21 protein-coding genes and 1 pseudogene are annotated in these 20,428 nt (G+C 39.0%); 8 read left to right on the top strand and 14 right to left on the bottom strand.

Annotated elements, in window-relative coordinates; all coding sequences use genetic code 11:
- Positions 1 to 27: 27 nt before the first annotated feature.
- Positions 28 to 975, bottom strand: a complete 948-nt coding sequence (locus ACQRDX_RS00230) for a LacI family DNA-binding transcriptional regulator (RefSeq protein WP_427893526.1) — start codon at positions 973 to 975, stop codon at positions 28 to 30.
- 378 nt (positions 976 to 1,353) lie between these two features.
- Positions 1,354 to 1,914 (bottom strand): CHAP domain-containing protein, encoded by a 561-nt coding sequence (locus ACQRDX_RS00225; protein ID WP_427893622.1) that lies wholly within the window; start codon positions 1,912 to 1,914, stop codon positions 1,354 to 1,356.
- Positions 1,915 to 2,116: 202 nt separating this feature from the next.
- Between ACQRDX_RS00225 and ACQRDX_RS00220 the strand changes: the two genes are divergently transcribed.
- Positions 2,117 to 2,620: an alpha/beta fold hydrolase gene (locus tag ACQRDX_RS00220; RefSeq protein ID WP_427893524.1), complete on the top strand. Its 504-nt coding sequence runs from the start codon at positions 2,117 to 2,119 to the stop codon at positions 2,618 to 2,620.
- A gap of 45 nt (positions 2,621 to 2,665) precedes the next feature.
- Positions 2,666 to 2,881: an alpha/beta fold hydrolase gene (locus ACQRDX_RS00215; protein ID WP_427893522.1), complete on the top strand. Its 216-nt coding sequence runs from the start codon at positions 2,666 to 2,668 to the stop codon at positions 2,879 to 2,881.
- Positions 2,882 to 2,997: 116 nt separating this feature from the next.
- On the opposite strand, the gene ACQRDX_RS00210 is transcribed toward ACQRDX_RS00215, so the two are convergent.
- Positions 2,998 to 3,741, bottom strand: coding sequence for a lysophospholipid acyltransferase family protein (locus ACQRDX_RS00210; RefSeq protein WP_427893520.1), 744 nt, complete (start codon positions 3,739 to 3,741; stop codon positions 2,998 to 3,000).
- 129 nt (positions 3,742 to 3,870) lie between these two features.
- Here ACQRDX_RS00210 and ACQRDX_RS00205 point away from each other — a divergent pair, with 129 nt between their 5' ends.
- The 5 genes and pseudogenes from ACQRDX_RS00205 to ACQRDX_RS00185 all read left to right on the top strand — a co-directional run.
- Positions 3,871 to 4,797 (top strand): polysaccharide deacetylase family protein, encoded by a 927-nt coding sequence (locus ACQRDX_RS00205; RefSeq protein ID WP_427893518.1) that lies wholly within the window; start codon positions 3,871 to 3,873, stop codon positions 4,795 to 4,797.
- Positions 4,797 to 5,546, top strand: a complete 750-nt coding sequence (locus ACQRDX_RS00200) for a tRNA1(Val) (adenine(37)-N6)-methyltransferase (protein WP_427893516.1) — start codon at positions 4,797 to 4,799, stop codon at positions 5,544 to 5,546. Before ACQRDX_RS00205 ends, ACQRDX_RS00200 begins: the two co-directional genes overlap by 1 nt.
- Positions 5,533 to 5,799: a GIY-YIG nuclease family protein gene (locus tag ACQRDX_RS00195; protein WP_427893514.1), complete on the top strand. Its 267-nt coding sequence runs from the start codon at positions 5,533 to 5,535 to the stop codon at positions 5,797 to 5,799. Before ACQRDX_RS00200 ends, ACQRDX_RS00195 begins: the two co-directional genes overlap by 14 nt.
- Entirely contained in the window at positions 5,789 to 7,018 is a 1,230-nt protein-coding gene (locus ACQRDX_RS00190; RefSeq protein ID WP_427893512.1) for a chloride channel protein, read from the top strand. Before ACQRDX_RS00195 ends, ACQRDX_RS00190 begins: the two co-directional genes overlap by 11 nt.
- Positions 7,005 to 7,205: pseudogene (locus ACQRDX_RS00185) on the top strand (ion channel); the annotation flags it as partial. The gene ACQRDX_RS00190 and the pseudogene ACQRDX_RS00185, both read left to right, overlap by 14 nt.
- On the opposite strand, the gene ACQRDX_RS00180 reads toward ACQRDX_RS00185, so the two are convergent.
- The 11 genes from ACQRDX_RS00180 to ACQRDX_RS00130 all read right to left on the bottom strand — a co-directional run bounded on the left by ACQRDX_RS00180 (position 7,168) and on the right by ACQRDX_RS00130 (position 19,165).
- The gene (locus tag ACQRDX_RS00180) at positions 7,168 to 7,701 is read right to left on the bottom strand and encodes an NAD(P)H-dependent oxidoreductase (protein ID WP_427893510.1); all 534 of its coding nucleotides are present in this window, start codon (positions 7,699 to 7,701) and stop codon (positions 7,168 to 7,170) included. The pseudogene ACQRDX_RS00185 and the gene ACQRDX_RS00180 sit on opposite strands and share 38 nt — an antisense overlap.
- 118 nt (positions 7,702 to 7,819) lie before the next feature.
- Complete coding sequence (locus tag ACQRDX_RS00175; RefSeq protein WP_427893508.1) at positions 7,820 to 9,382, bottom strand: DEAD/DEAH box helicase; 1,563 nt, start codon at positions 9,380 to 9,382, stop codon at positions 7,820 to 7,822.
- 173 nt (positions 9,383 to 9,555) lie between these two features.
- On the bottom strand, positions 9,556 to 9,936 hold the full coding sequence (locus ACQRDX_RS00170; protein WP_427893506.1) for a PH domain-containing protein: 381 nt from the start codon (positions 9,934 to 9,936) through the stop codon (positions 9,556 to 9,558).
- Between the two features lie 450 nt (positions 9,937 to 10,386).
- On the bottom strand, positions 10,387 to 11,931 hold the full coding sequence (locus ACQRDX_RS00165; protein WP_427893504.1) for a peptide chain release factor 3: 1,545 nt from the start codon (positions 11,929 to 11,931) through the stop codon (positions 10,387 to 10,389).
- A 100-nt stretch (positions 11,932 to 12,031) separates the two neighbouring features.
- Positions 12,032 to 12,724 carry a TIGR02206 family membrane protein gene (locus ACQRDX_RS00160; protein ID WP_354367399.1) on the bottom strand — a complete coding sequence of 231 codons (693 nt, stop codon included), beginning with the start codon at positions 12,722 to 12,724 and terminating at the stop codon, positions 12,032 to 12,034.
- Positions 12,725 to 12,729: 5 nt separating this feature from the next.
- A complete protein-coding gene (locus ACQRDX_RS00155) occupies positions 12,730 to 14,094 on the bottom strand; it encodes a UDP-N-acetylmuramoyl-tripeptide--D-alanyl-D-alanine ligase (protein ID WP_427893502.1) in 1,365 nt (454 codons plus the stop codon).
- Between the two features lie 55 nt (positions 14,095 to 14,149).
- Complete coding sequence (locus ACQRDX_RS00150) at positions 14,150 to 15,196, bottom strand: D-alanine--D-alanine ligase (RefSeq protein ID WP_427893500.1); 1,047 nt, start codon at positions 15,194 to 15,196, stop codon at positions 14,150 to 14,152.
- Between the two features lie 52 nt (positions 15,197 to 15,248).
- The gene (recR, locus tag ACQRDX_RS00145; protein WP_427893498.1) at positions 15,249 to 15,845 is read right to left on the bottom strand and encodes a recombination mediator RecR; all 597 of its coding nucleotides are present in this window, start codon (positions 15,843 to 15,845) and stop codon (positions 15,249 to 15,251) included.
- A 12-nt stretch (positions 15,846 to 15,857) separates the two neighbouring features.
- Positions 15,858 to 17,936 (bottom strand): penicillin-binding protein PBP2B, encoded by a 2,079-nt coding sequence (gene pbp2b, locus ACQRDX_RS00140; protein WP_427893496.1) that lies wholly within the window; start codon positions 17,934 to 17,936, stop codon positions 15,858 to 15,860.
- A 126-nt stretch (positions 17,937 to 18,062) separates the two neighbouring features.
- Positions 18,063 to 18,755, bottom strand: coding sequence for a phosphoglycerate mutase (locus ACQRDX_RS00135; RefSeq protein WP_354367409.1), 693 nt, complete (start codon positions 18,753 to 18,755; stop codon positions 18,063 to 18,065).
- 104 nt (positions 18,756 to 18,859) lie between these two features.
- Positions 18,860 to 19,165: a DMT family transporter gene (locus ACQRDX_RS00130; RefSeq protein WP_427893494.1), complete on the bottom strand. Its 306-nt coding sequence runs from the start codon at positions 19,163 to 19,165 to the stop codon at positions 18,860 to 18,862.
- 269 nt (positions 19,166 to 19,434) lie between these two features.
- Between ACQRDX_RS00130 and ACQRDX_RS00125 the strand changes: the two genes are divergently transcribed.
- Positions 19,435 to 20,370 (top strand): dihydroorotate oxidase, encoded by a 936-nt coding sequence (locus ACQRDX_RS00125; RefSeq protein ID WP_427893492.1) that lies wholly within the window; start codon positions 19,435 to 19,437, stop codon positions 20,368 to 20,370.
- Positions 20,371 to 20,428: the final 58 nt, after the last annotated feature.

The raw sequence follows: 20,428 nt of genomic DNA, 5'->3' as shown, positions 1-20,428 counted from the left end.
TCTATTTGTCATGTAGCATCATTCATTTTATGCTCTAGTACTTTCTCTCACTACCAAGCTAGCTTGGCAATACCGCTTTTGTTCCTTTAATTCACAGCCCTCCACCAAAGTCATTAACTGCTTAACAGTGATTCTCCCCATTTTTCGGAACGGTTGCCGCATAGTGGTTAATTGAGGACGAGAAACACGGTCAATAAATATTCCATCAAACCCAATAATCCCATAATCTTCTGAGATTCTCTTTGATGAAAACAATAACCCCCGCTCAATACCAAGCGCTATGCGATCAGAAGCACATATAAAACAAGTATTGGGCGATAACAAGTCCAATTGTCTTATAAAGTCTTCTGCTACCCTAGACCTGTTTTCTAGACGATAAATTTTTGGGGGATATCCCGATTCCTCCATTGCCTCAACATACCCAGCTTCCCTAGATTGTGCAAAGGCATCTGGCAAATCTATACCAACAAATACGACCTGTTCATAGCCTTTCTCAAAGGCAAAGCGACTTGCTTGGTAGGTTGCTTCCTTATTGTGTGTATCTACAAACGGAAGTCCCACCATATTTTCGCCAAATAAGACTACGGGTTTCATCAACCTTCGCAGCCAGCCATAATCTTCTATACGCGCACCTGTGACAATGTAGCCGTCACATTGTTCCGTCACTTGATTCCGATCCGTCACAATCTGCATTGTATAGTTTTTTTCGCTCAGGCCGAGTGAAATTCCTGCTATCAACTCAGCATAATAAGGCTCGACAGTCTCCATTTCTTCTAGGATAATGACTTGAACTGTCAGAGTTCGTTGTTGTGCAAGGGCTTTTGCCACAATATTCGGTTGGTAATCTAACTCTTTCATTGCTAACAAGACCAATTGTTTTAACTCTTCCGTTACTAGTTCTGGATGATTCAGAACCCTGGAAACTGTCATCTTTGAAACATTGGCTCTTTTCGCCACATCTGCCAACGTCGTCATATATCTCCTCTCTTATTTTCTAGCCAAAATATGCAAACGTTTTTTTGGTGTTATTATATATTATTTACTACTAAAAAGTAAAGCCCTTTCATCACATTATTTTACAAGAATTTTCTGAATGATCCGCGAATCTGTTTTTTAATTTATAAAAAGGCCTATTTATTAGACCTTCTTACTTTTTTTAAAAAATGATGTCGATATATCTCTTGAGAACTAACGTTGAGCTTAATCCCAGTCATGTCTTCTTGATATAGATAGAACTCTTTCACTTTCTAATTTTATGGTAACATGCTAAAAAACTACACTTAAATTTTCACTCACCTGGGATTTTGTTGATTTTCGAAGAATTTAATCATCATACAATCCTATCAATAACAACTATACTCCAGCAGGGGAGTAAATATAACTTACCGTTTCCTCACTGGTTGTTGTTGGTTCAAAATATCCACGAACGTTACTTAGATAATAGGAGCCAGCATAGTTTGATTCCATGACTTGAATTTGACCGTCGGTAGCCACATCTGTCACATAGTCAACATGCCCGTAGCCACCATTTTCATCTGTCCATACTGCAATTACGCCAACTTTTGTTATTGTTCCAACTTCATAGCCTAATGAAGCTGCACTGGCTGCCCAATCTCCGGCATTTCCCCAATAGTTCTTAACCCATGGAGCCATTTCTTTTGCTCCCCATATACATTGACCTGCTGGGTAAGTATTGGATGTATATTCAACTGTCACCTCTGAAACCATATTCGTAGCTAATGCTGCTTGTGCTGCAGCTTCGGCAGCTGCTTTCTCCGCCGCAGCCTGCTCTGACTCCCTTTTCTCAGCTGTTACTTTCTGAGCTAAGGCTGAGACTGTCGGAGTATCACTTACGGCTGTATCCTCTGCATGAACAGTCATTACTCCAAGCCATAATAAGCCTCCCGTAAACATTGCAAGTATGCCCACTTTACTTAATTGAGAATGTATTTGAAATTTCAAATCGATTTTTCCTTTCTTTTTTCTATTCCGTCTATACTATTAGAAATTTCTTTCATAGAACTTAAAATAATATGACAAATATGATAGATCGGTTGAAATTTGTTCACAATTCGATTTCTCATGCTATAATTAAGAAAAAGTGAGGAGTAAACCTATGAAAAGCATCGTTTTAATACACGGTACCTGGTGTGATGGCACATTCTGGGGAGACTTTGCTAGTCAGTTAGAAAAAACTGGCTTACAGATCCATACCCCTAGTTTACGCTATCACGATTTACCATATGAAGAAGGGATCAAAAAAGTCGGTGACGTTAGTTTGACAGACTACGCGGATGACTTGGTATCCTTGGTCGAAAGTCTAGAAGAGCCACCGTTACTTCTGGGGCACTCACTTGGATGCCTCTTAGCCCAAATGGTTGCGGAACGGACCCCTGTTGCTGGCATGATTCTCATGGGCCCTGCCCCAACTGCCGATATCTTCGCTCTTTATCCAACCATGCTTGCCAGTTTCTTACCCCATTTTCTTCGCTGGGGATTTTGGAAAAAACCTATTCCACCTTATAAAAAAGCCTTCTTTTCTTACTGCCTCAATGCGCAGGATCCTAGTATAAAAGAAAAGCTCTATCAAAACCTCGTCCCTGACTCAGGCAAGGTTTAAACACAAATGGCCTTTCCATTCCTAGATAAAAGCAGAGCAGGCTACGTGGATTTCAGTAAGATTACAGGACCAGTTCTAGTCATCACGGGAAGCGAGGACAAAATGACTGTTTCTGCCATCGCCAGAAAAACAGCACATAATTACAAAAATTCTGTTCTAGTCTCACTAACAGGGGCTGATCATATGTACCCAACTGGAAAATTTCAAGGTAAAACCCTTTCTGTTATTCGAGCATGGTTGGAAGAACAGGAATTTATCTAATACTCTTCGAACATCTAAAACATCCGTTGTTAAGAGCCTTAATAAATAAAAAGCACCAATGGCGCTTTTCAGACTGTTACTTTAAAATGAGAAAGTGACAGAGTTCTATCTTGGCTCTATAATTTGATGTGTTTTTCAGGATCCCAAACAAAACTTGCCAAATAGCTAAACACTAAGGTGAACACTACCACAACAAGAGCAATCACGGCTGCTGGAATACGAATGAAAAACCATAAAACATTTGGCTTTTTACCATCTTGATAAGCTTGCGCTTCTTGATCAAGGGCATCAAAGGACCTTTGAACACGTCTTGCAACCTCTTCAATCCCTTCATCATTCATACGCTTAATATCTGATATATCAATAGCTTCTCCAAAGTTCATATCAACACGCTCGCGTGCTAAAAGCCCTTTTAAACTTCTTGGACCTACATACACACAAGGTAAAATCTTAACCTTAGCCATCTTAGCAATCACAGCTACCCCACCTTTAACATCTGTAGAGTGTCTGCTACCACTTGGAAACATGACTAAAGAACGGTTCCCTTTTTTCAAGACGTTGATAGGATGTTTAATGGCTTGTTGGCTTGGATTTTCTCGATCAATCGGAAAAGCACCGCACATCCTAATCCACCAACCAAAAACACGATTAGCAAACAATTCCTTTTTAGCCATGAAAATAAACTGTTTAGGTCTCGCCGCATAAGCCATATAAACAGGATCCCACCACGTTCTATGTGGAGCGACTAAAATATAATTTTCTTCTTCATCTAAAATGTTATGCGTATGATGATAGTGAACATTACCGTTAACAATCCACAATAATGATACCACTAAACCACGTAAGTAAGCATAAAACATCTGCTTATCTCCTTCTTCACATTATTTCTCCTATTATACTAAAATTTTTAAAATTTTGATAGAGTTAGTAGACAAGGATAGGTTTTGTGTGTATTATAGTAATAAAAGAAATTTTTTAGGAGCTTAATTTTGTCTCATCAGTCATCAACAAAGAAAAAGGAATTGCCTGCTATCAATGGTATGATTGGACTTGCCAGTTTGATTACCATTCTGTCACTTCTCTATGTTCTAGGGACAAGAAGTATAGACTATGAAAAACTTAATGCCATTTTTCCTTTTATCAAATATGAAAAAAAAGTTAAACCAAAAGAAGAAGTTGTCTTAGAACCCACTGCTCTCGCTACTGGTACAAACCATAATAACGCCGCCTCTAGCTACGCTTATGATACTGCTGAGATCAGAGCTTATATGAGAGGGGAAAAAGAATACACAGGAGAAAAATTGGTCTTTATCACCATAGATGATGGTGCCAACCATAACATCACACCGCGTATTTTAGATATCCTAAAAGATCAGCAAGTCCCTGCAACCTTTTTTGTCATTGGTAGAACTGTTTATGATGAATTTGCAGACGTTTTCCAAAGGCAAATTGCAGAAGGACATGCTATCGGTCTTCATAGTGTTTCACATGACATGGGCCTTCTTTATCCTGGAGGAGTACCAAATGTCACGCAAATCCTATCAGAAGCTCAAGAAGAGCAACAATACTTGAAAAATATCTTGGGAGCTGACTTTAATTCAAAAGTTTGGCGTTACCCAGGTGGAGCAATGTCATGGCAAGGCATAGAAGAAAGCAATGCTGTTCTTGCTCAAAATGGTTTTGAGTGGATTGATTGGAATGCTAGTGTAGGTGATGCTGAAGCAGCCAATATTCGACCAAACAATCTCCAAGAGATGCTAGATTATCACACCTTATCCTATAGTCATTTTCCAGAAAGTGATGTGCGAGTGGTTCTCATGCACGATGCTTATGATAAAGAATTAACAGTTGAAGCTCTTCCTCATATCATCAAATACTACAGGGATCAAGGTTATAAATTCGGAGTACTGTCTTAATGCCAACTAATCTATTACAAAAAAAAGAGCGGGTTGACCAGCTCTTTTCTACTGATGTCAAAATTATTCAAAATAAAGAAGTATTCAGCTATTCTGTCGATAGTGTGCTTCTCTCACGTTTTCCAAAACTACCCAGCAAAGGAAAAATTGTTGATCTTTGTAGTGGTAATGGTGCTGTAGGCTTATTTGCCTCTAGTCAAACCAAGGCCCATATCACTCTCGTTGAGTTGCAAGAACGTTTAGCTGACATGGCTAGACGCTCTATTTCTCTCAACCATCTAGAAGAACAAGTCACTATTATCAATGATGATTTGAAAAACCTTCTTGACCATGTTCCACGTTCTCAGATTGATTTGATTCTCTGTAATCCACCTTATTTCAAAGCTAGCGAGACCTCTATTAAAAATCTTAGTGAACACTACCTACTCGCCCGACATGAAATCACAACTAATCTTGATGAAATCTGTCGTGTTAGTCAACAAGCTTTAAAAACTAATGGGCGTTTAGCTATGGTTCACCGACCTGATCGTTTTCTTGAAATTATTGATACTTTAAAGACTTATAAATTAGCACCGAAACGGATTCAATTTGTTTACCCTAAAGTCGGTAAAGAAGCCAACATGCTCTTAATTGAAGCGATCAAAGATGGCTCATTAGAGGGATTAAAAATCCTCCCCCCATTATTTGTTCACAATGAAGATGGCAGCTACACAAAAGAGATTTCGGAGATTTATTTTGGAAAAAGCTAGTGCTTACATGTATGTTGTGGAGTGTTCTGATCATACTCTTTACACGGGATATACCACTGATCTTGAGCGACGCATAAAAACCCATAACAGTGGAAAAGGGGCAAAATATACGCGCCATCGTCGCCCCGTAAAACTGCTTTACTCAGAAAGATTTCCCGATAAAAGTTCAGCCATGAAAGCTGAAGCTGCTTTTAAAAAAAAATCTAGAAAAGAAAAGTTAGACTATATAGAAAGACAACCTCATGACCACTAAATCAAAATACGGGCTGATTCTCTACGGTATGTTATTAAGCACAGGGATTGCCCTAATTGCCTTTTTATTTTTGATATTAGAAAAGGCAAGTTCTCACTTTTTATGGCATAGTCTGCCGCATCATCTAAAAAGTAGCGGTCTCTACCATTTTCTCTTATTATTTTTAGGTTTCCTCTTACTCTTACTCCTCAAAAAGAAGTGGGGTAACCTTCCTAAAACCAGCCATGATCTCATACATGAGCTAAAAGAAAAACAAACTGTCGACTATCACCACACTTGGAAAAGCCTTTTACTAGCACTTATCATTCTGTCTCTGGGAGCCGGAGTAGGACCTGAAGCACCTTTACTTGGTGCTGTTATTGCCTATTCCATCTGGCAAGCAGATAAGATGCGCTATCTTAGTCAACACCCTGATAACTTTAAGACAGCTAAACTCACTCAAAAGCTTGCCATGCTCTTTCATCCCTACCAATATCTGACAAACTATCAAGAAAGTGCTACACTTCTTAGTGAAAAGCAGCGTAAACTGTTAATTGGGCTATTCAGCTTAAATGGTTTAATCGTGCTTTCTCTCTTAATGAAGGCTACCGATCAACCTTCATTTATCACCAAATTAGGAACTTCTCAGTGGGGACTTTCTGAACTCCTTCTACTTATCCCACTTCTTACTTATGCTTATGGTTTTGGAGCCATTTACCAATTGGTCAGAAGCAAGATGAAAAAACAAATAGAAAAGCTCCAGCTGTCATTAGTGACAAAACTTAGTATCGGAGCAATCAGTATTTTCATCACCGCCTCTTTTGCCCCCTCTCTTTTATTTTCAGGTCAACACTCTATGCACGACTTAGTTGAATTGGGGATGACCACACCTTTTATCAGCTTGATTTTTTTGTCCATTTTAAAACTGATTTTTTTAGATATCTGTGTTTGGACTGGGTGGACAGGAGGTGATATTTTTCCCATTAGCTTTGCTGCTATCATGCACGGATTTGCTATTGCTCAATATTTTCCGAACCATGATGCCCTCTTTATCATCTTAGTTGTTGCTCTTAGTTTAGCTATCTCACTTCTTGAAAAAGAATGGCTAGCTGCAATTTTTATCTCACTCTTTTTCCCAATTAATCTATGGCCAATTAGTATCCTTATCACATTCCTATTTATCCTATCCAAACAATTTACCTCTACTCATCAAAAAGGAGATCCGCATGAAACGTTATAAAATTCTTTGGCATATTTTAACCGTCACAGGTTTCACTACCTTTATCAGTTCTTTCATTCTCTACCTTTTTGTAGCTTCTGGTATTTTACTTTGGGTAGAGCCAGATTTTACAACTTATGGAGATAGTCTATGGTATAGCTTTGTTACTTCTACGACACTCGGCTATGGCGATATGTTGGTTGAAACAACCAAAAGTTAAAAATGGATTTGATATATTGACTAGCAGGGTCTTGACCATTATAAAGACCACCATTAGCTTGAATATGGAGAAGTTTTTTATCGGTTGCAAGCCCTACAACTCCCTTTGGAGTGTATTTAAAGGTTTTTCCAGCCACCGTAATGGTATTAATCCAAGATAAGAGATGACTCGGAATCTGCAGATTCCATAAAGGGTTAGCAATAACAACTTTATCACTAGATAAAAAGGTTTCTGTTGAATGATTAAAGCGATCTAGCTTATCTGCTTGTGAACTCGTCAACTCCCCACCTTTTTTAGCTAAAGACATGGCCTCTAGCAATTCCTTGTCAAGTGATGGAATCGTACCATCATAAACATCAATTTCAATGATCTCATCATCTGGATAAAGCGATTGATAACTATCTTTAAAGACTTCAAATGCTTTTAAGGAATAGGATTGTTCTTTTTCTAAAGGATGACCTTTTACAAATAAGACTTTTGCCATTTTTTCTCCTTTTCATACGAATTAGTGACTATAGTGTATCACTTTCAAACCAGATAGCAAATCATTTGCTCACTAAAAAAGCCGAACATCTGTTCAGCTTTTTTAGGTTTCCATTGAATTATTTATCACCTTTGTTGCGGATAACAAAGCCATTTTTCTTTTCACTTGAGGTACGGTGTGGTTTTTTGTTGTCCTTGTTATAAAAATCTTTACGGTTTTTATTTGATGTACGTTTAAACTCACGGCGCTCACCATTACGATCTGAGCGATTACGACCACCACGATTGCGATCGTTACTACGACGATCTGAACGGCCTCTACCGCCACCTTTACCACCTACATATTTAAATGGTAATGGCTTTTCATTTGCAATTTCAACTTTTGGCATCATTTCAGGATCCTGAACAGTTAAGGTCAAGATATACTGTGCTAACTCTTCTGGTGTAAACTCTTGAGCTAATTTAATGGCATCACCTTTGAACTTATCAAAGTTAGCTCGTACTTTTTCATCAGCAAAATCACGTTCAATCTTTTTAAGAGCAACGCGTTTTGATGCTTTAAAGGCTTCTTCTGCTGTTGCAGGTTTCATCCCTTTCATACGTTTTTTTGTCAGATCTTCAATGATTTTTAGGTAGCCCATCTCATTTGGTGAGACAAAAGTGATGGATAAACCAGATTTTCCTGCACGACCTGTACGTCCAATACGGTGAACATAGCTTTCAGGATCTTGTGGAATATCATAGTTATAAACATGCGTCACACCTGAAATATCTAGCCCACGTGCAGCAACATCTGTTGCTACTAAAATATCAAGATTGTCGTTTTTAAAATCACGAAGAACACGTAGGCGCTTCCCTTGATCAAGATCACCATGAATACCTTCTGCACGATAGCCTCGTAGTTTCAATCCACGTGTTAACTCATCAACACGACGTTTTGTACGTCCAAAAACAATTGATAATTCGGGTTGATCCACATCCATTAAACGTGTCATGGTATCAAACTTTTCATTTTCTTTGATACGGATATAGTATTGATCAACAAGATCCGTTGTCAACTCTTTAGCCGCAATCTTAACATGCTCAGGATTTTTCATGAACTGAACACCGATGCGTTTAATGGCATCTGGCATTGTCGCTGAGAAAAGAAGGGTTTGACGGCTCTCTGGAACACGGCTAATAATACTTTCGATATCCTCTAAAAAGCCCATATTAAGCATTTCATCAGCTTCATCTAAGATTAGGGTTTCAATACCATTTAGTTTCAAAGCCTTACGCTTAATCAAATCAAGCAAACGCCCTGGTGTTCCCACAACGATGTGAGCTCCAGATTTTAAGGCTTTGATTTGTTTTTCAATACTTGATCCACCATAAACGGAACGTACTTTAACCCCTTTTTCACGTCCAAAACGGAAAAGTTCTTCCTGACTCTGAACTGCCAGCTCACGAGTTGGAGCAATGACTAAAGCTTGAATAGCGGGATTCTCAACATCAATTTTATTTAAGGTCGGTAAGCCAAATGCTGCAGTTTTACCTGTTCCTGTCTGTGCTTGACCAATCACATCTTTTCCTTCAAGAGCCAGTGGAATAGTCTGCTCTTGGATTGGTGATGGAGTCTCAAAGCCTGCTTTTTCAATTGCAGCTAAAATAGCATCAGATAAATTAAGTTCTGTAAATTTCAATGTGTTTTTCTTCTTTCTAAAAAGGCAGTGCGAGGCTGCCTTATCAAACCTAAATTTTGTTAAACAACTTACCTAGTATAACACACCAAATAGGATATTGCACGAATTATTCTTCATTACTAGAAGATAACGTTTTCTCTCTTTATCACAAAAATAAAGAAACGACATCATTTTTATTTCAAAACAGCTGCAGCTAGTGCTTTTTGAATCTGAATCACACTATTATCACTCTTGAACTGCAAGATTTCTGCTGGTTCTGCAGCTGAGGAAATCCAAATCTTTAATTCTGCATCCAAATCAAAATGCCCTGAGGTTTCAACTGTAAAACGTGAAATCGATCCATAGGGAATTGATTTATAAGAGACTTTCTTTCCTGTCATTCCTTGTTTATCCACTAAAATTAAGCGATATTCTGTAAACACAATTAAGTCACGGACTAAAGCAAAAGCCATCTCAACCTGCTCATTTTCTAGCAGCACGTCAGCCAAATCTCTTTCTACTTTGTCATTATCTTTTTGAGAAGCATTTCCCATTAAACCTGAAAATAAACCCATAACAGTTCTCCTTTACTCATTTAATACTATTGTACTTAAAATCTTCCCATAAAAAAAGCAAAAACCTTTAGGAAAGGCTTGCTTTTCAGATAATAACAGAAATTTTTTTAACTCTAAAAATAAGGCTAAAGTCCATCAAAGTAACTTCACAACGCTTTTAACCTGATTTTCAAAACTGAATCATTGGAAACTGACTCTCATCAGTTCCCATTTCCAACTAGAAAAGGTACACTGGACCTCGACGCGACAGGCATCAACACATTACTGGACGATCTTGCAAGGGAAAGATGACGACATCACATCAGCTTTGTTGATTACTGATTTCTGTACAGAGACGCAGTAGGTCTCGGCCAATCATCCTTCACTTCGTTTGGATTCTTGGGAGACCCTTGCGGAGGTAGTGCGACGAAATCGAGTTTGCAAAGCAAACTACCGATTTCTGCACTACTCTCACATCTTCTCTTCCAATTCCACGTCTGGATATTTGTCCGCAAACCAGCGGAGGGCAAAGTCGTTTTCAAAGAGGAAAACGGGTTGGTCAAAGCGGTCTTTAGCTAAGATATTACGGCTAGAGGACATACGCTCATCTAGGTCTTCTGGTTTAATCCAACGAACCGTCTTTTTACCCATAGGTGTCATGACCACTTCAGCATTGTACTCCCCTTCCATGCGGTGTTTAAAGACTTCAAACTGAAGTTGCCCAACAGCGCCTAGCATATACTCACCTGTTTGATAGTTTTTGTAAAGCTGAATGGCTCCTTCTTGTACCAGTTGTTCGATTCCTTTGTGGAAGGATTTTTGTTTCATAACATTTTTAGCAGAAACTTTCATGAAAATTTCTGGGGTAAAGGTTGGCAGAGGTTCGAACTCAAACTTATTTTTTCCAACCGTCATAGTATCACCGACCTGATAAGTCCCAGTATCATAAACCCCAATAATATCTCCTGCCACAGCATTTTCAACATTCTCACGAGATTCAGCCATAAACTGGGTGACATTAGATAGTTTAGCAGATTTTCCTGTACGTGGTAAATTAACCGACATGCCACGTTCAAACTCACCTGAAACCACGCGCACAAAGGCAATACGGTCGCGGTGACGAGGATCCATATTAGCTTGAATTTTAAAGACAAATCCTGAAAAATCCTTATTAAGTGGATCAATCATTTCACCTTCAGTGGTTTTATGACCGTGTGGCTCTGGTGCAAATTCTAAGAAAGTATCAAGGAAGGTTTGAACACCAAAGTTTGTCAGGGCAGATCCAAAGAAAACAGGTGTTAAATCCCCTTCAAGGATGGCCTCTTTGGAAAATTCATTTCCAGCCTCTTCTAATAACTCAACATCCTCTAATACTTGCTCATAAAACGGGTTATTACTAAAGAGATTAGCCCCTTCCTCAAAACTGGCAAAACGTTCATCACCTTTGTAAAGCTCTAAACGCTGATTATGTAAATCATAAAGCCCTTCAAAAGCTTTTCCCATACCGATTGGCCAGTTCATTGGGTAAGAAGCGATACCTAGGACTTCCTCTAACTCCTCTAATAAATCCAAAGGCTCACGCCCATCACGGTCCAACTTATTGATAAAAGTAAAGACTGGAATATTGCGATGCTTGACAACTTCAAACAGTTTTTTCGTCTGTGCCTCAATCCCCTTGGCTGAGTCAATTACCATCACCGCAGCATCCACGGCCATCAAGGTACGGTAGGTATCTTCTGAGAAATCCTCGTGTCCTGGTGTATCTAGGATATTGACACGCTTACCTGCATAATCAAACTGCATGACAGATGAGGTTACCGAGATACCACGTTGCTTCTCGATATCCATCCAGTCAGACTTGGCAAAGTTCCCAGTTTTTTTCCCTTTAACCGTACCAGCCTCACGAATCTCACCACCAAAGTAAAGCAATTGTTCTGTAATAGTCGTTTTACCAGCATCTGGGTGAGAGATGATGGCAAAGGTACGACGTTTCTTAATTTCTTCTTGAATCGACATGTTTCTTCCTTTTATTTTTTTGTAATCATCAATGCTAAACATTCTCTAGACAGACAAAAAGAGCTGCCTGTGCAACTCTTTTATTATAACCAAAAAACCGCTAGGCTTCAAGCTCTTCTTTTGCTTTTAAAAAGATGGTAAAGCCAGTCACAAGAGCCTGAAGTAGTACTATAGCCCCAATAACCACCGCCGTTACCAATACAACATTTAATGGTAGGTAGTGACTATTAATCAAAGGTGTTTTCAGCATAAAGCCATAGTTTCCACCTGTTACTAAACAAGCCAGTAAGATGAGGGCATTCATCAGCAAGGACCATCTGATCACCTGAGAAAGTGTCAGATGGCTCTCTACTTTTTCCAGTAGCAAATAGTTACTACAATTTATAGCCAATGCTAGATGGCCCATCACATAACTCAAACTCGTGATATGGGGAAAAGGGTAAGGATCAAAGATAGGATGAAGTAAAGCGACGCTAGCCCCAAATAAACCTAGATAAGCAAAGTAGGTTTTCATCGAACTTTGTTTTGAAAAAAGCATAACCAATATTGCAAGGCGGCAATGATAAAAAGGTAAACTTTCAGACAAAGGCATATCCATCAGCAAATACCACATATATAGACTGATAACCTGAACCAGCTGCAGTAACCACAAACAGCTACGAAAAACCCTACTCTGATAGCAGTAAAAAGAGGTAAGCAAGCCTAAAGCGAGTATCATCAGTAGTCCTACTTGATGCAAAAAGGTCAGTTGCGGAGGAAAAGAAGGCTGTGGTGTAAACAGTTTCTCTAGCATCTAATCTAACCCTCTTCTAAAATCTCCACAAGCTTAGATAATTTCATCGAGTTAGAGCCTTTGAGTAGCAATTGGTCATCTTTCTCTAGACTTTCTTTAACCTGTTTCACCAAGTCTTCAAATTGGTCTTCATCTTCTGTTTTCTTAAAGAAATAGACTTTACCAAGTGGGAACATCTGACTAGCTAGCTGAGCCAAACCTTCAATATCTTGACCATAAAAAATAACGGTATCTAGAACATCAGGCGACAGGCTCAAAATCATCTGATTATGAAGGTCAACCGACTGCTCCCCGAGTTCTTTCATATCTGCTAAAACAGCGATTTTCTTGCCACCTTCATTAGCTGGGATGCTAGAGAAGGTTTCTAAAATCAAGCGCATAGCCGTTGGATTGGCATTATAAACATCACTGAGAATATCAGCACCGTTAGCTGCTTTTTTCCACTCGGTACGATTTCGTGTCAGATTAAGATTAGCCAAAGCAGACTTGATAGCCTCATCAGCCACTCCCAAGGTCTGACCAACATAGCTTGCTACCATGGCATTGGTGGCATTGTACTTGCCCGTTACAGGTAGGAAAATGTCGCCGTCCATAAAGTTTACGGTGAAGGTCAGGCTATCTTTTGACTCGACCAAACTGGTCACCTGCAAATCAGCCTGCTCACCGAAGCGAATAAGTTCTACATGGCTCGGCAAGAGCTTATCCGCAATCGGATCTGCTGGGATCAGAAGCTTACTACCTGGTTCCATTCCATCTGCAATCTGCAACTTTCCTTTGGCAATCTCTTCTCGTGAACCGAAAAATTCCAGATGGGCTTCTCCAAAAAGGGTAATAACTGATAGACTTGGTTTCGCAATCTCTGATAAGAGATGAATGTCACCTAAGTGGTCTTGTCCCATCTCTAAAACCAGTTTCTCAGTCTCGTCTGGCATATGAAGGACAGTGTAAGGGAGACCAATTTCATTGTTGTAGTTTCCTTGTGTTTTGTAGGTCTTGTAAGTGGTTACTAAGATATCATGAATCATGTCTTTGGTCGTTGTTTTACCATTTGATCCTGTCACTGCAATGACTTCTACAGCAGTTTTTTCTAGATAATAGGACGCTAATCTTTGTAGCGCAGCCAAGCAATCATCTACTAGAATGTGAGGAACATCAAGGCTGACCTCAGACAGGGTTACTGCGCAGCCATTTTCAAAAGCCACAGGAATAAAGTCATGACCATCACGCGCACCTTTTAAAGGGATAAAGAGGTCATTTTCTTCAATCAAACGGCTATCAAACTCAACTTTGTTGAGCTCTTGATTGGGATAAAGATTAACATCATTTTTAGCACCCAAAACTTGGGCTACTTCATACACACTTAATTTCATTTTTTCTCCAAATATATCATAAAAAAGAGCTTTCGCTCTTTTATTATATCATGTTTTAGATCAAATGGCTTTCACGTTTTGTAAACATCTCTTTAGCTAAAATAACTAGCTCCTCAATCAAATCTGGGTAGGCTAAGCCCATATTTTCCCATAAAAGAGGATACATCGACCACTGAGTAAATCCAGGCATGGTATTAAGCTCATTAAGGTAGATAGAGCCATCTTCTGTCATGAAAAAATCACAACGTGATAAGCCACAACCTCCAATAGCACGAAAAGCACGGCTAGCATAGTCACGCATCTGAGACATGACCTGATCATCAATTTCAGCTGGAATGGCCATCGTAATTTTATTGTCAATATACTTGGCTTGGTAGTCGTAAAAGGCCACATCCTTAACCACCTCTCCAGCCTCTGTTGTCTTGACATGGGTATTTCCAAGAAGACCAACTTCAATTTCCCGAGCAGTGACACCTTGTTCGATAAGGATACGACTATCGTATTTTAGAGCTAGGTCAATAGCAGAGCGAAGACTAGGCTCATCATCAGCCTTACTGATACCGACTGAGGACCCCATATTAGCTGGCTTGACAAATATTGGGAAAGATAATTTGTCTAAAGTCTCAGCGATAGCTTTCTCCAAATCCTCTCCTTCAATATAAACGGTATAGGCAACTTGCGGCACTCCTGCTGATTCCAGAACACGCTTAGTCGTAATTTTATCCATAGCCACACTTGAAGAAAGAATATTAGTCCCAACATAAGGTAAACCTAACACCTCTAAAAAGCCTTGGATAGAGCCATCTTCTCCCATAGGACCATGAAGGACAGGAAAAACAACCGCTCCTTCCTCATAAATATCCGAAGGTTTGATCTTTTGTTCTGCTACGATTGTATCGTTGGTCATGAGCTTTTCATCTTCTGCTGGAGTTGCTGTAAACTCTTGAGTTTTGATGAATTCTCCTTTTTTTGTGATGAAATAAGTCTTAACTGAAAATTTATCATAATTGACTGCACGCATCACACTTTCAGCAGATAAAACTGAAACCTCACGCTCTGCTGAACGCCCTCCATATAATAACACTAACGTTTCTTTAGACATAATATTTCCTTTTCTCTTGGTTATTTAGTAGTGTTTGATAACATCTACTTCCTTATAATTCTGTTCGATTTTCAATTGCTCGAAGTAAGGTCACCTCATCAGCATATTCAATATCACTTCCAACAGCTAAACCACGCGCTAAACGTGTCACTTTAATGCCAGCTGGTTTGAGGACACGAGAAATATACATAGATGTTGCCTCACCATCTGCCGTCGCATTTGTAGCGATGATAACCTCACTAACTTGACTATCCATCAATCGAGTAATTAAGCTTTTTAAGTTGATATCATCTGGACTAATGCCATTCATTGGAGAAATTAGGCCATGTAAAACATGATAAAGTCCATGATACTCTTGGATTTTCTCCATAGCTGAAACGTCCTTACTCTCTTCTACAACTAAGATAGTCGAGCGATCACGTGTTCCATCTGTACAAATACTGCAAGGATCATCGTCTGTTAGATTACCACAAGTCGAGCAATAGGTCAATTCCCGCTTAGCAGCTAATAAATTTTTAGCAAAGGTATTAACCTCTTCATCAGACATGGCAATGGTATAAAAAGCAAGGCGTGTTGCCGTTTTTATTCCGATACCAGGTAACTTTGTAAAACTATCAATAAGTTTTGCAATGGGTGTTGGATATAACACAAGAACTCCTTTCTAATTCATGGGATACATTGAGTGATAGAGGTTGATGATGTCACGAATAACATATTCACTAACATCTCCTCTTAATTCTGTTTCATGAGGCAGAACAACTGCCACGGCAATTTTAGGTTGATCACTTGGCGCATAAGCTACTGCGTTTAAGTTAGAAGTGTAGATCGAGTTACCATCAGCCGTTTTGACATAGGCTTCAGCTGTCCCTGTTTTAGCTGAAATCGAAACAGCTGCACCATTTCCAATCTTTGTTCCTGTTGTATAGCTGCCACTACCATTGGCAACTTGATAAAATCCTTGTTGGATCAAGCTCATTTCCTCTGAGGAAATATTGACTGTCCCTAATTTCTGACCTTCTACTGTTTGGCTCAAATCACCAATGCCATCTTCTTTATTTGGTGTATAAATTCCATCTACAATATGCGGTGCAATTCGTGTTCCACCATTAGCTATGGTGGCAACATACTGAGCTAATTGGAGTGTGGTATAGTTATCATATTGCCCAAAACTCTCTGTCAAAACATTACCTGCCACAAACTCTGTTGGCAAAATCCCCACAGACTCACCTGGAAGATCGATACCTGTTTTGACCCCCAAACCAAACTGTGCATAAGTAGCACGTAATTTTTCCATAGCCTCTTTATATTGATCTGTTGCTAGAGATAAACCTGTATGGTATTCCATTCCCATTAAACGTAAGGCAATCTGAACCATATAAGTATTGGAAGAATATTCTAGTGCTTGTGTTGCCGTGATAGGAAGGGACCCTGAAGTAAACCAGGAATTAATCGTATTTGAATCACCTGAAAAGACAATCGGTTGGTCATAAAGTGTCTCATTCCCTGATAGTACACCGTTTTCCCATCCTGCAGCAAGCGTGGCACCTTTAACAACTGACCCTGGGGTAAAAACTTGGGTAATATTTCCCAAAGAGTTTTTCGATAACTCACCTGTTTCAAGATCATGGCTAATCCCGCCAAGAGCTAAGACTGCTCCAGTATTAGGATCTAACGCTGTGGCATATATACCTTCTGAGTAGACTGTTCCGCCATTTTCTAATTCTTGTTTAAAATATTTTTCAAGAATCTCTTCTACACCTTCTTGAAATTTAAGATCAATGGTTAATTTCAAATTCTGCCCCTTGGTGCCTTTTGAAACTTCCTTCGTTTCCTTAACAGATCCATCTTTATCTAAGGTAATTTCTTGAAGCGTCGGATTTCCTTGAAGAACGTCTTCATACTGCTTTTCTAAATAAGACGTTCCTACACGATCATTTAACGAATAACCTTTTTTTAAGTAAGTATCAACTTCTTCTGCAGGAAGCCCTGTTTTTTCACTAGAAACAGTTCCAATAACTGAGCTGAGAGAGTTACTGGCTGTTTTTCTAGTCCAATCTGTTCTGACAGAAATACCTGATAATTCTTTGCTTTTAGCTGTGATAACCGCAATCTGCTGATCATTTAGCTCGCCAGTTGTCAGACTAACCGTGTTAAAGGCTTGCGCAGCATTCATTTGGCTAAAAATAGCAATAATTTTTAGCTCATCCTCAGAATAATTGATGTCATCCTTAGAAACCGCATCAACTGCATTTTTATAAACCGTTGCTTCCGACAGGGTGTTCCCGAAATTGTCATATTTTTTATCATCAGGTAAGGACTCTACGACCTTACGATAAGTTGAGGTATCTGCCAAGTAATAATCTTTTTTTTCTCGTGTCGTCACCTCAGTCTCTGTCAAGGTTATCAACTTTGACAGAGCTGTGGCGATTTCTTTAATCTCCTGTGCTGTAATGGTATTGCTTCGCGTAAAGGCCACCACTTCTTTGGCTTCATTTACAACCAGTAAACTCCCTGTAGCATCATAAATTTCACCCCTTGGCGTCGCATTTCTAACCTTATAAACTGTGGAAGTTGTTAGTTTTTCTGTATAGAACTCTTGATTAACAACTTGCATATAGGCTAGCCGAAAAAGCAAAATAACAAACAAAAGGACAATAATCATAAAAAGAAGGTGGAGCCTCTGAGCCACCTTATTCGTCTTAAATTGCCGCCCAAAATTTGGACGCTTAAACCCTGCCATACTTTCCCTCACTTTACAAAACTTGCTGAATTCTATTTTAGCATATTTTAAACCATTTGTTCTTAAAATAAGAGACAGATAAAAAGAAAAATATCCCTAGACAAGCTAAGGATATTCTTATTAGGATTATTTTCCTAGATAGTATTCTGCAGTAACGTTTAATTTTTCGTCAAATTCAAATACAAGCGGTGGGAAGTTAGGGATTTCAACATCCATAATTTCATCATCAGACAATTGTTTGATGTGTTTTACAAGGGCACGGATTGAGTTACCATGTGCACCAACGAAAACATTTTTACCATCTTTAAGAGCTGGAGCAATTTTATCTTCCCAGAATGGAAGGGCACGCTCAAGCGTTACTTTCAAGTTTTCTGCATCTGGAATAACAGAGTCATCAAGGTGTGCATAACGACGGTCAGTGTGTGCTGAGTGTGCATCATCTTTAGCCATAAGTGGTGGCAAAGTATCGTATGAACGACGCCAGATGTGAACTTGCTCATCACCAAATTCAGCAGCTGCTTCAGCTTTATCTTTACCAGTCAAACCACCGTAGTGACGTTCGTTTAAGCGCCATGATTTTTCAACTGGTACCCAAAGTTGATCAGAATACTCAAGAGCAAGATTAGTTGTTTTGATAGCACGTTTCAATACAGATGTGAAAGCAAGGTCAAACTCGATTCCAGCTTCTTTAATCAAAGCACCAGCATCTTTAGCTTGTTGTGTTCCTTTTTCTGAAAGATCAACATCAGCCCAACCAGTGAAAAGGTTAGCTTTGTTCCATTCTGACTCACCGTGGCGAGCGAAAACCAATTTTACCATTAGTTGTGTCTCCTTTTTATTTAGGCTTTACGCCATTTACTCTTTCCATTTTACAAAAAAAATAAGAAAAAATCTAGTCAAATCCTTAATTTTCTTGAAAAGCCTCAGTGCCCACTTGTCACTTTTAAACCAATGATACCAATTACTAATAAAGCTAAAAATAGATAAGAGAGAGGTGATAGGCGGTCTCCCAAAAAGACAAGGCCAACTATAACCGTCCCAATAGCGCCAATCCCCGTCCAGATAGGATAGGCTAAAACCATAAGTAAATCTCGTAAAGCTTTTGAGAGCAGATAAAAGCTCAAAATCATACCAAGTAAAGTTATCAAACTGTAACCAATTTTTGTAAAACTATCACTCAATTTCATAGTTGTTGCCCAAACGACTTCCAATAAACCTGCCAAGGTCAAATAAAACTACGTCATCTTTTTCCTCCTAAACTATGAAAGGATAACCAGACTACTTCTTTATCTCGTTAGAGATATCCCTACAAAATAGCCTCGTTATCCTAGTCCACCTTCCGGGGAAGATGGGGAATGTATTCTCAATAAGAATGTTTATTTTAACTCAGACAGATTGTCAAGCTTCTTCACAAACAAAAAACTCAAATAACATATAAGATTGAATTTACATGATAAGCGTGTTAAAATAGAGAAAATTTATCCTTTTGGAGGTTTCTATGGTTTCAACGCAAACAACTATTGCAGGTTTTACTTTTACCAATTGCTTGATGAATGCTGCTGGGGTCTACTGCATGACCAAAGAAGAGCTTGAGGCAGTTGAACAGTCAGCTGCTGGATCTTTCGTCACCAAGACAGGTACTTTGGCTGCTCGTCAAGGTAATCCTGAACCCCGCTATGTTGACACAGAGCTAGGTTCTATCAACTCGATGGGATTACCTAACCTTGGAGTTGACTATTATCTAGATTATGTTACTGAATTACAATACAAAGAAAATACCAAACCTCACTTCCTTTCTCTAGTAGGAATGTCACCAGATGAAACACACACTATCTTAAAAAAAGTCATGGATAGTGACTATAATGGTTTAGTAGAGCTTAATCTATCTTGCCCCAATGTTCCTGGAAAACCACAGATTGCCTATGACTTTGAAACAACCAATCAGATTTTAAGCGAAGTCTTTCGTTATTACACTAAACCACTAGGTATTAAGCTACCTCCATATTTTGATATTGTTCATTTTGATCAGGCTGCTGAGATTTTTAACCAATACCCACTAGCTTTTGTCAACTGTGTCAATTCCGTCGGAAATGGTCTAGTTATCCAAGATGAGACAGTGGTTATTAAGCCTAAAAATGGTTTTGGCGGTATCGGTGGCGATTATATTAAACCTACAGCTCTAGCTAATGTCCATGCCTTTTACCAACGCCTTAAGCCAGAAATCAAAATTATTGGAACAGGGGGTGTCAAAACAGGACGTGATGCTTTTGAACATATCCTTTGTGGTGCAAGCATGGTTCAAATCGGAACTGCCCTCCATCAAGAAGGACCTGAAATTTTTGAGCGCATTACTAATGAATTAAAAGACATCATGACAGAAAAAGGCTATCAAAGCTTAGATGACTTCCGTGGAAAATTAAACTATATCAACTAAAAAGAGGAGATGGCTTAACTAGCTATCTTCTCTTTTTCTATTTCTACGATTACTTTCT

This window comes from Streptococcus sp. SGI.013 (assembly GCF_050315295.1).
In the GTDB taxonomy this organism is placed as follows: Bacteria; Bacillota; Bacilli; order Lactobacillales; family Streptococcaceae; genus Streptococcus; species Streptococcus porcorum.
This window is presented reverse-complemented; position numbering and strand designations above follow the sequence as displayed.

Coding starts and splice junctions, on each gene's coding strand:
- ACQRDX_RS00230 (WP_427893526.1), bottom strand. CDS start 975: ATGACGACGTTGGCAGATGTGGCGAAAAGAGCCAATGTTTCAAAGATG.
- ACQRDX_RS00225 (WP_427893622.1), bottom strand. CDS start 1,914: ATGTTTACGGGAGGCTTATTATGGCTTGGAGTAATGACTGTTCATGCA.
- ACQRDX_RS00220 (WP_427893524.1), top strand. CDS start 2,117: ATGAAAAGCATCGTTTTAATACACGGTACCTGGTGTGATGGCACATTC.
- ACQRDX_RS00210 (WP_427893520.1), bottom strand. CDS start 3,741: ATGTTTTATGCTTACTTACGTGGTTTAGTGGTATCATTATTGTGGATT.
- ACQRDX_RS00200 (WP_427893516.1), top strand. CDS start 4,797: ATGCCAACTAATCTATTACAAAAAAAAGAGCGGGTTGACCAGCTCTTT.
- ACQRDX_RS00190 (WP_427893512.1), top strand. CDS start 5,789: ATGACCACTAAATCAAAATACGGGCTGATTCTCTACGGTATGTTATTA.
- ACQRDX_RS00180 (WP_427893510.1), bottom strand. CDS start 7,701: ATGGCAAAAGTCTTATTTGTAAAAGGTCATCCTTTAGAAAAAGAACAA.
- ACQRDX_RS00170 (WP_427893506.1), bottom strand. CDS start 9,936: ATGGGTTTATTTTCAGGTTTAATGGGAAATGCTTCTCAAAAAGATAAT.
- ACQRDX_RS00165 (WP_427893504.1), bottom strand. CDS start 11,931: ATGTCGATTCAAGAAGAAATTAAGAAACGTCGTACCTTTGCCATCATC.
- ACQRDX_RS00160 (WP_354367399.1), bottom strand. CDS start 12,724: ATGCTAGAGAAACTGTTTACACCACAGCCTTCTTTTCCTCCGCAACTG.
- ACQRDX_RS00155 (WP_427893502.1), bottom strand. CDS start 14,094: ATGAAATTAAGTGTGTATGAAGTAGCCCAAGTTTTGGGTGCTAAAAAT.
- ACQRDX_RS00150 (WP_427893500.1), bottom strand. CDS start 15,196: ATGTCTAAAGAAACGTTAGTGTTATTATATGGAGGGCGTTCAGCAGAG.
- pbp2b (WP_427893496.1), bottom strand. CDS start 17,936: ATGGCAGGGTTTAAGCGTCCAAATTTTGGGCGGCAATTTAAGACGAAT.
- ACQRDX_RS00135 (WP_354367409.1), bottom strand. CDS start 18,755: ATGGTAAAATTGGTTTTCGCTCGCCACGGTGAGTCAGAATGGAACAAA.
- ACQRDX_RS00125 (WP_427893492.1), top strand. CDS start 19,435: ATGGTTTCAACGCAAACAACTATTGCAGGTTTTACTTTTACCAATTGC.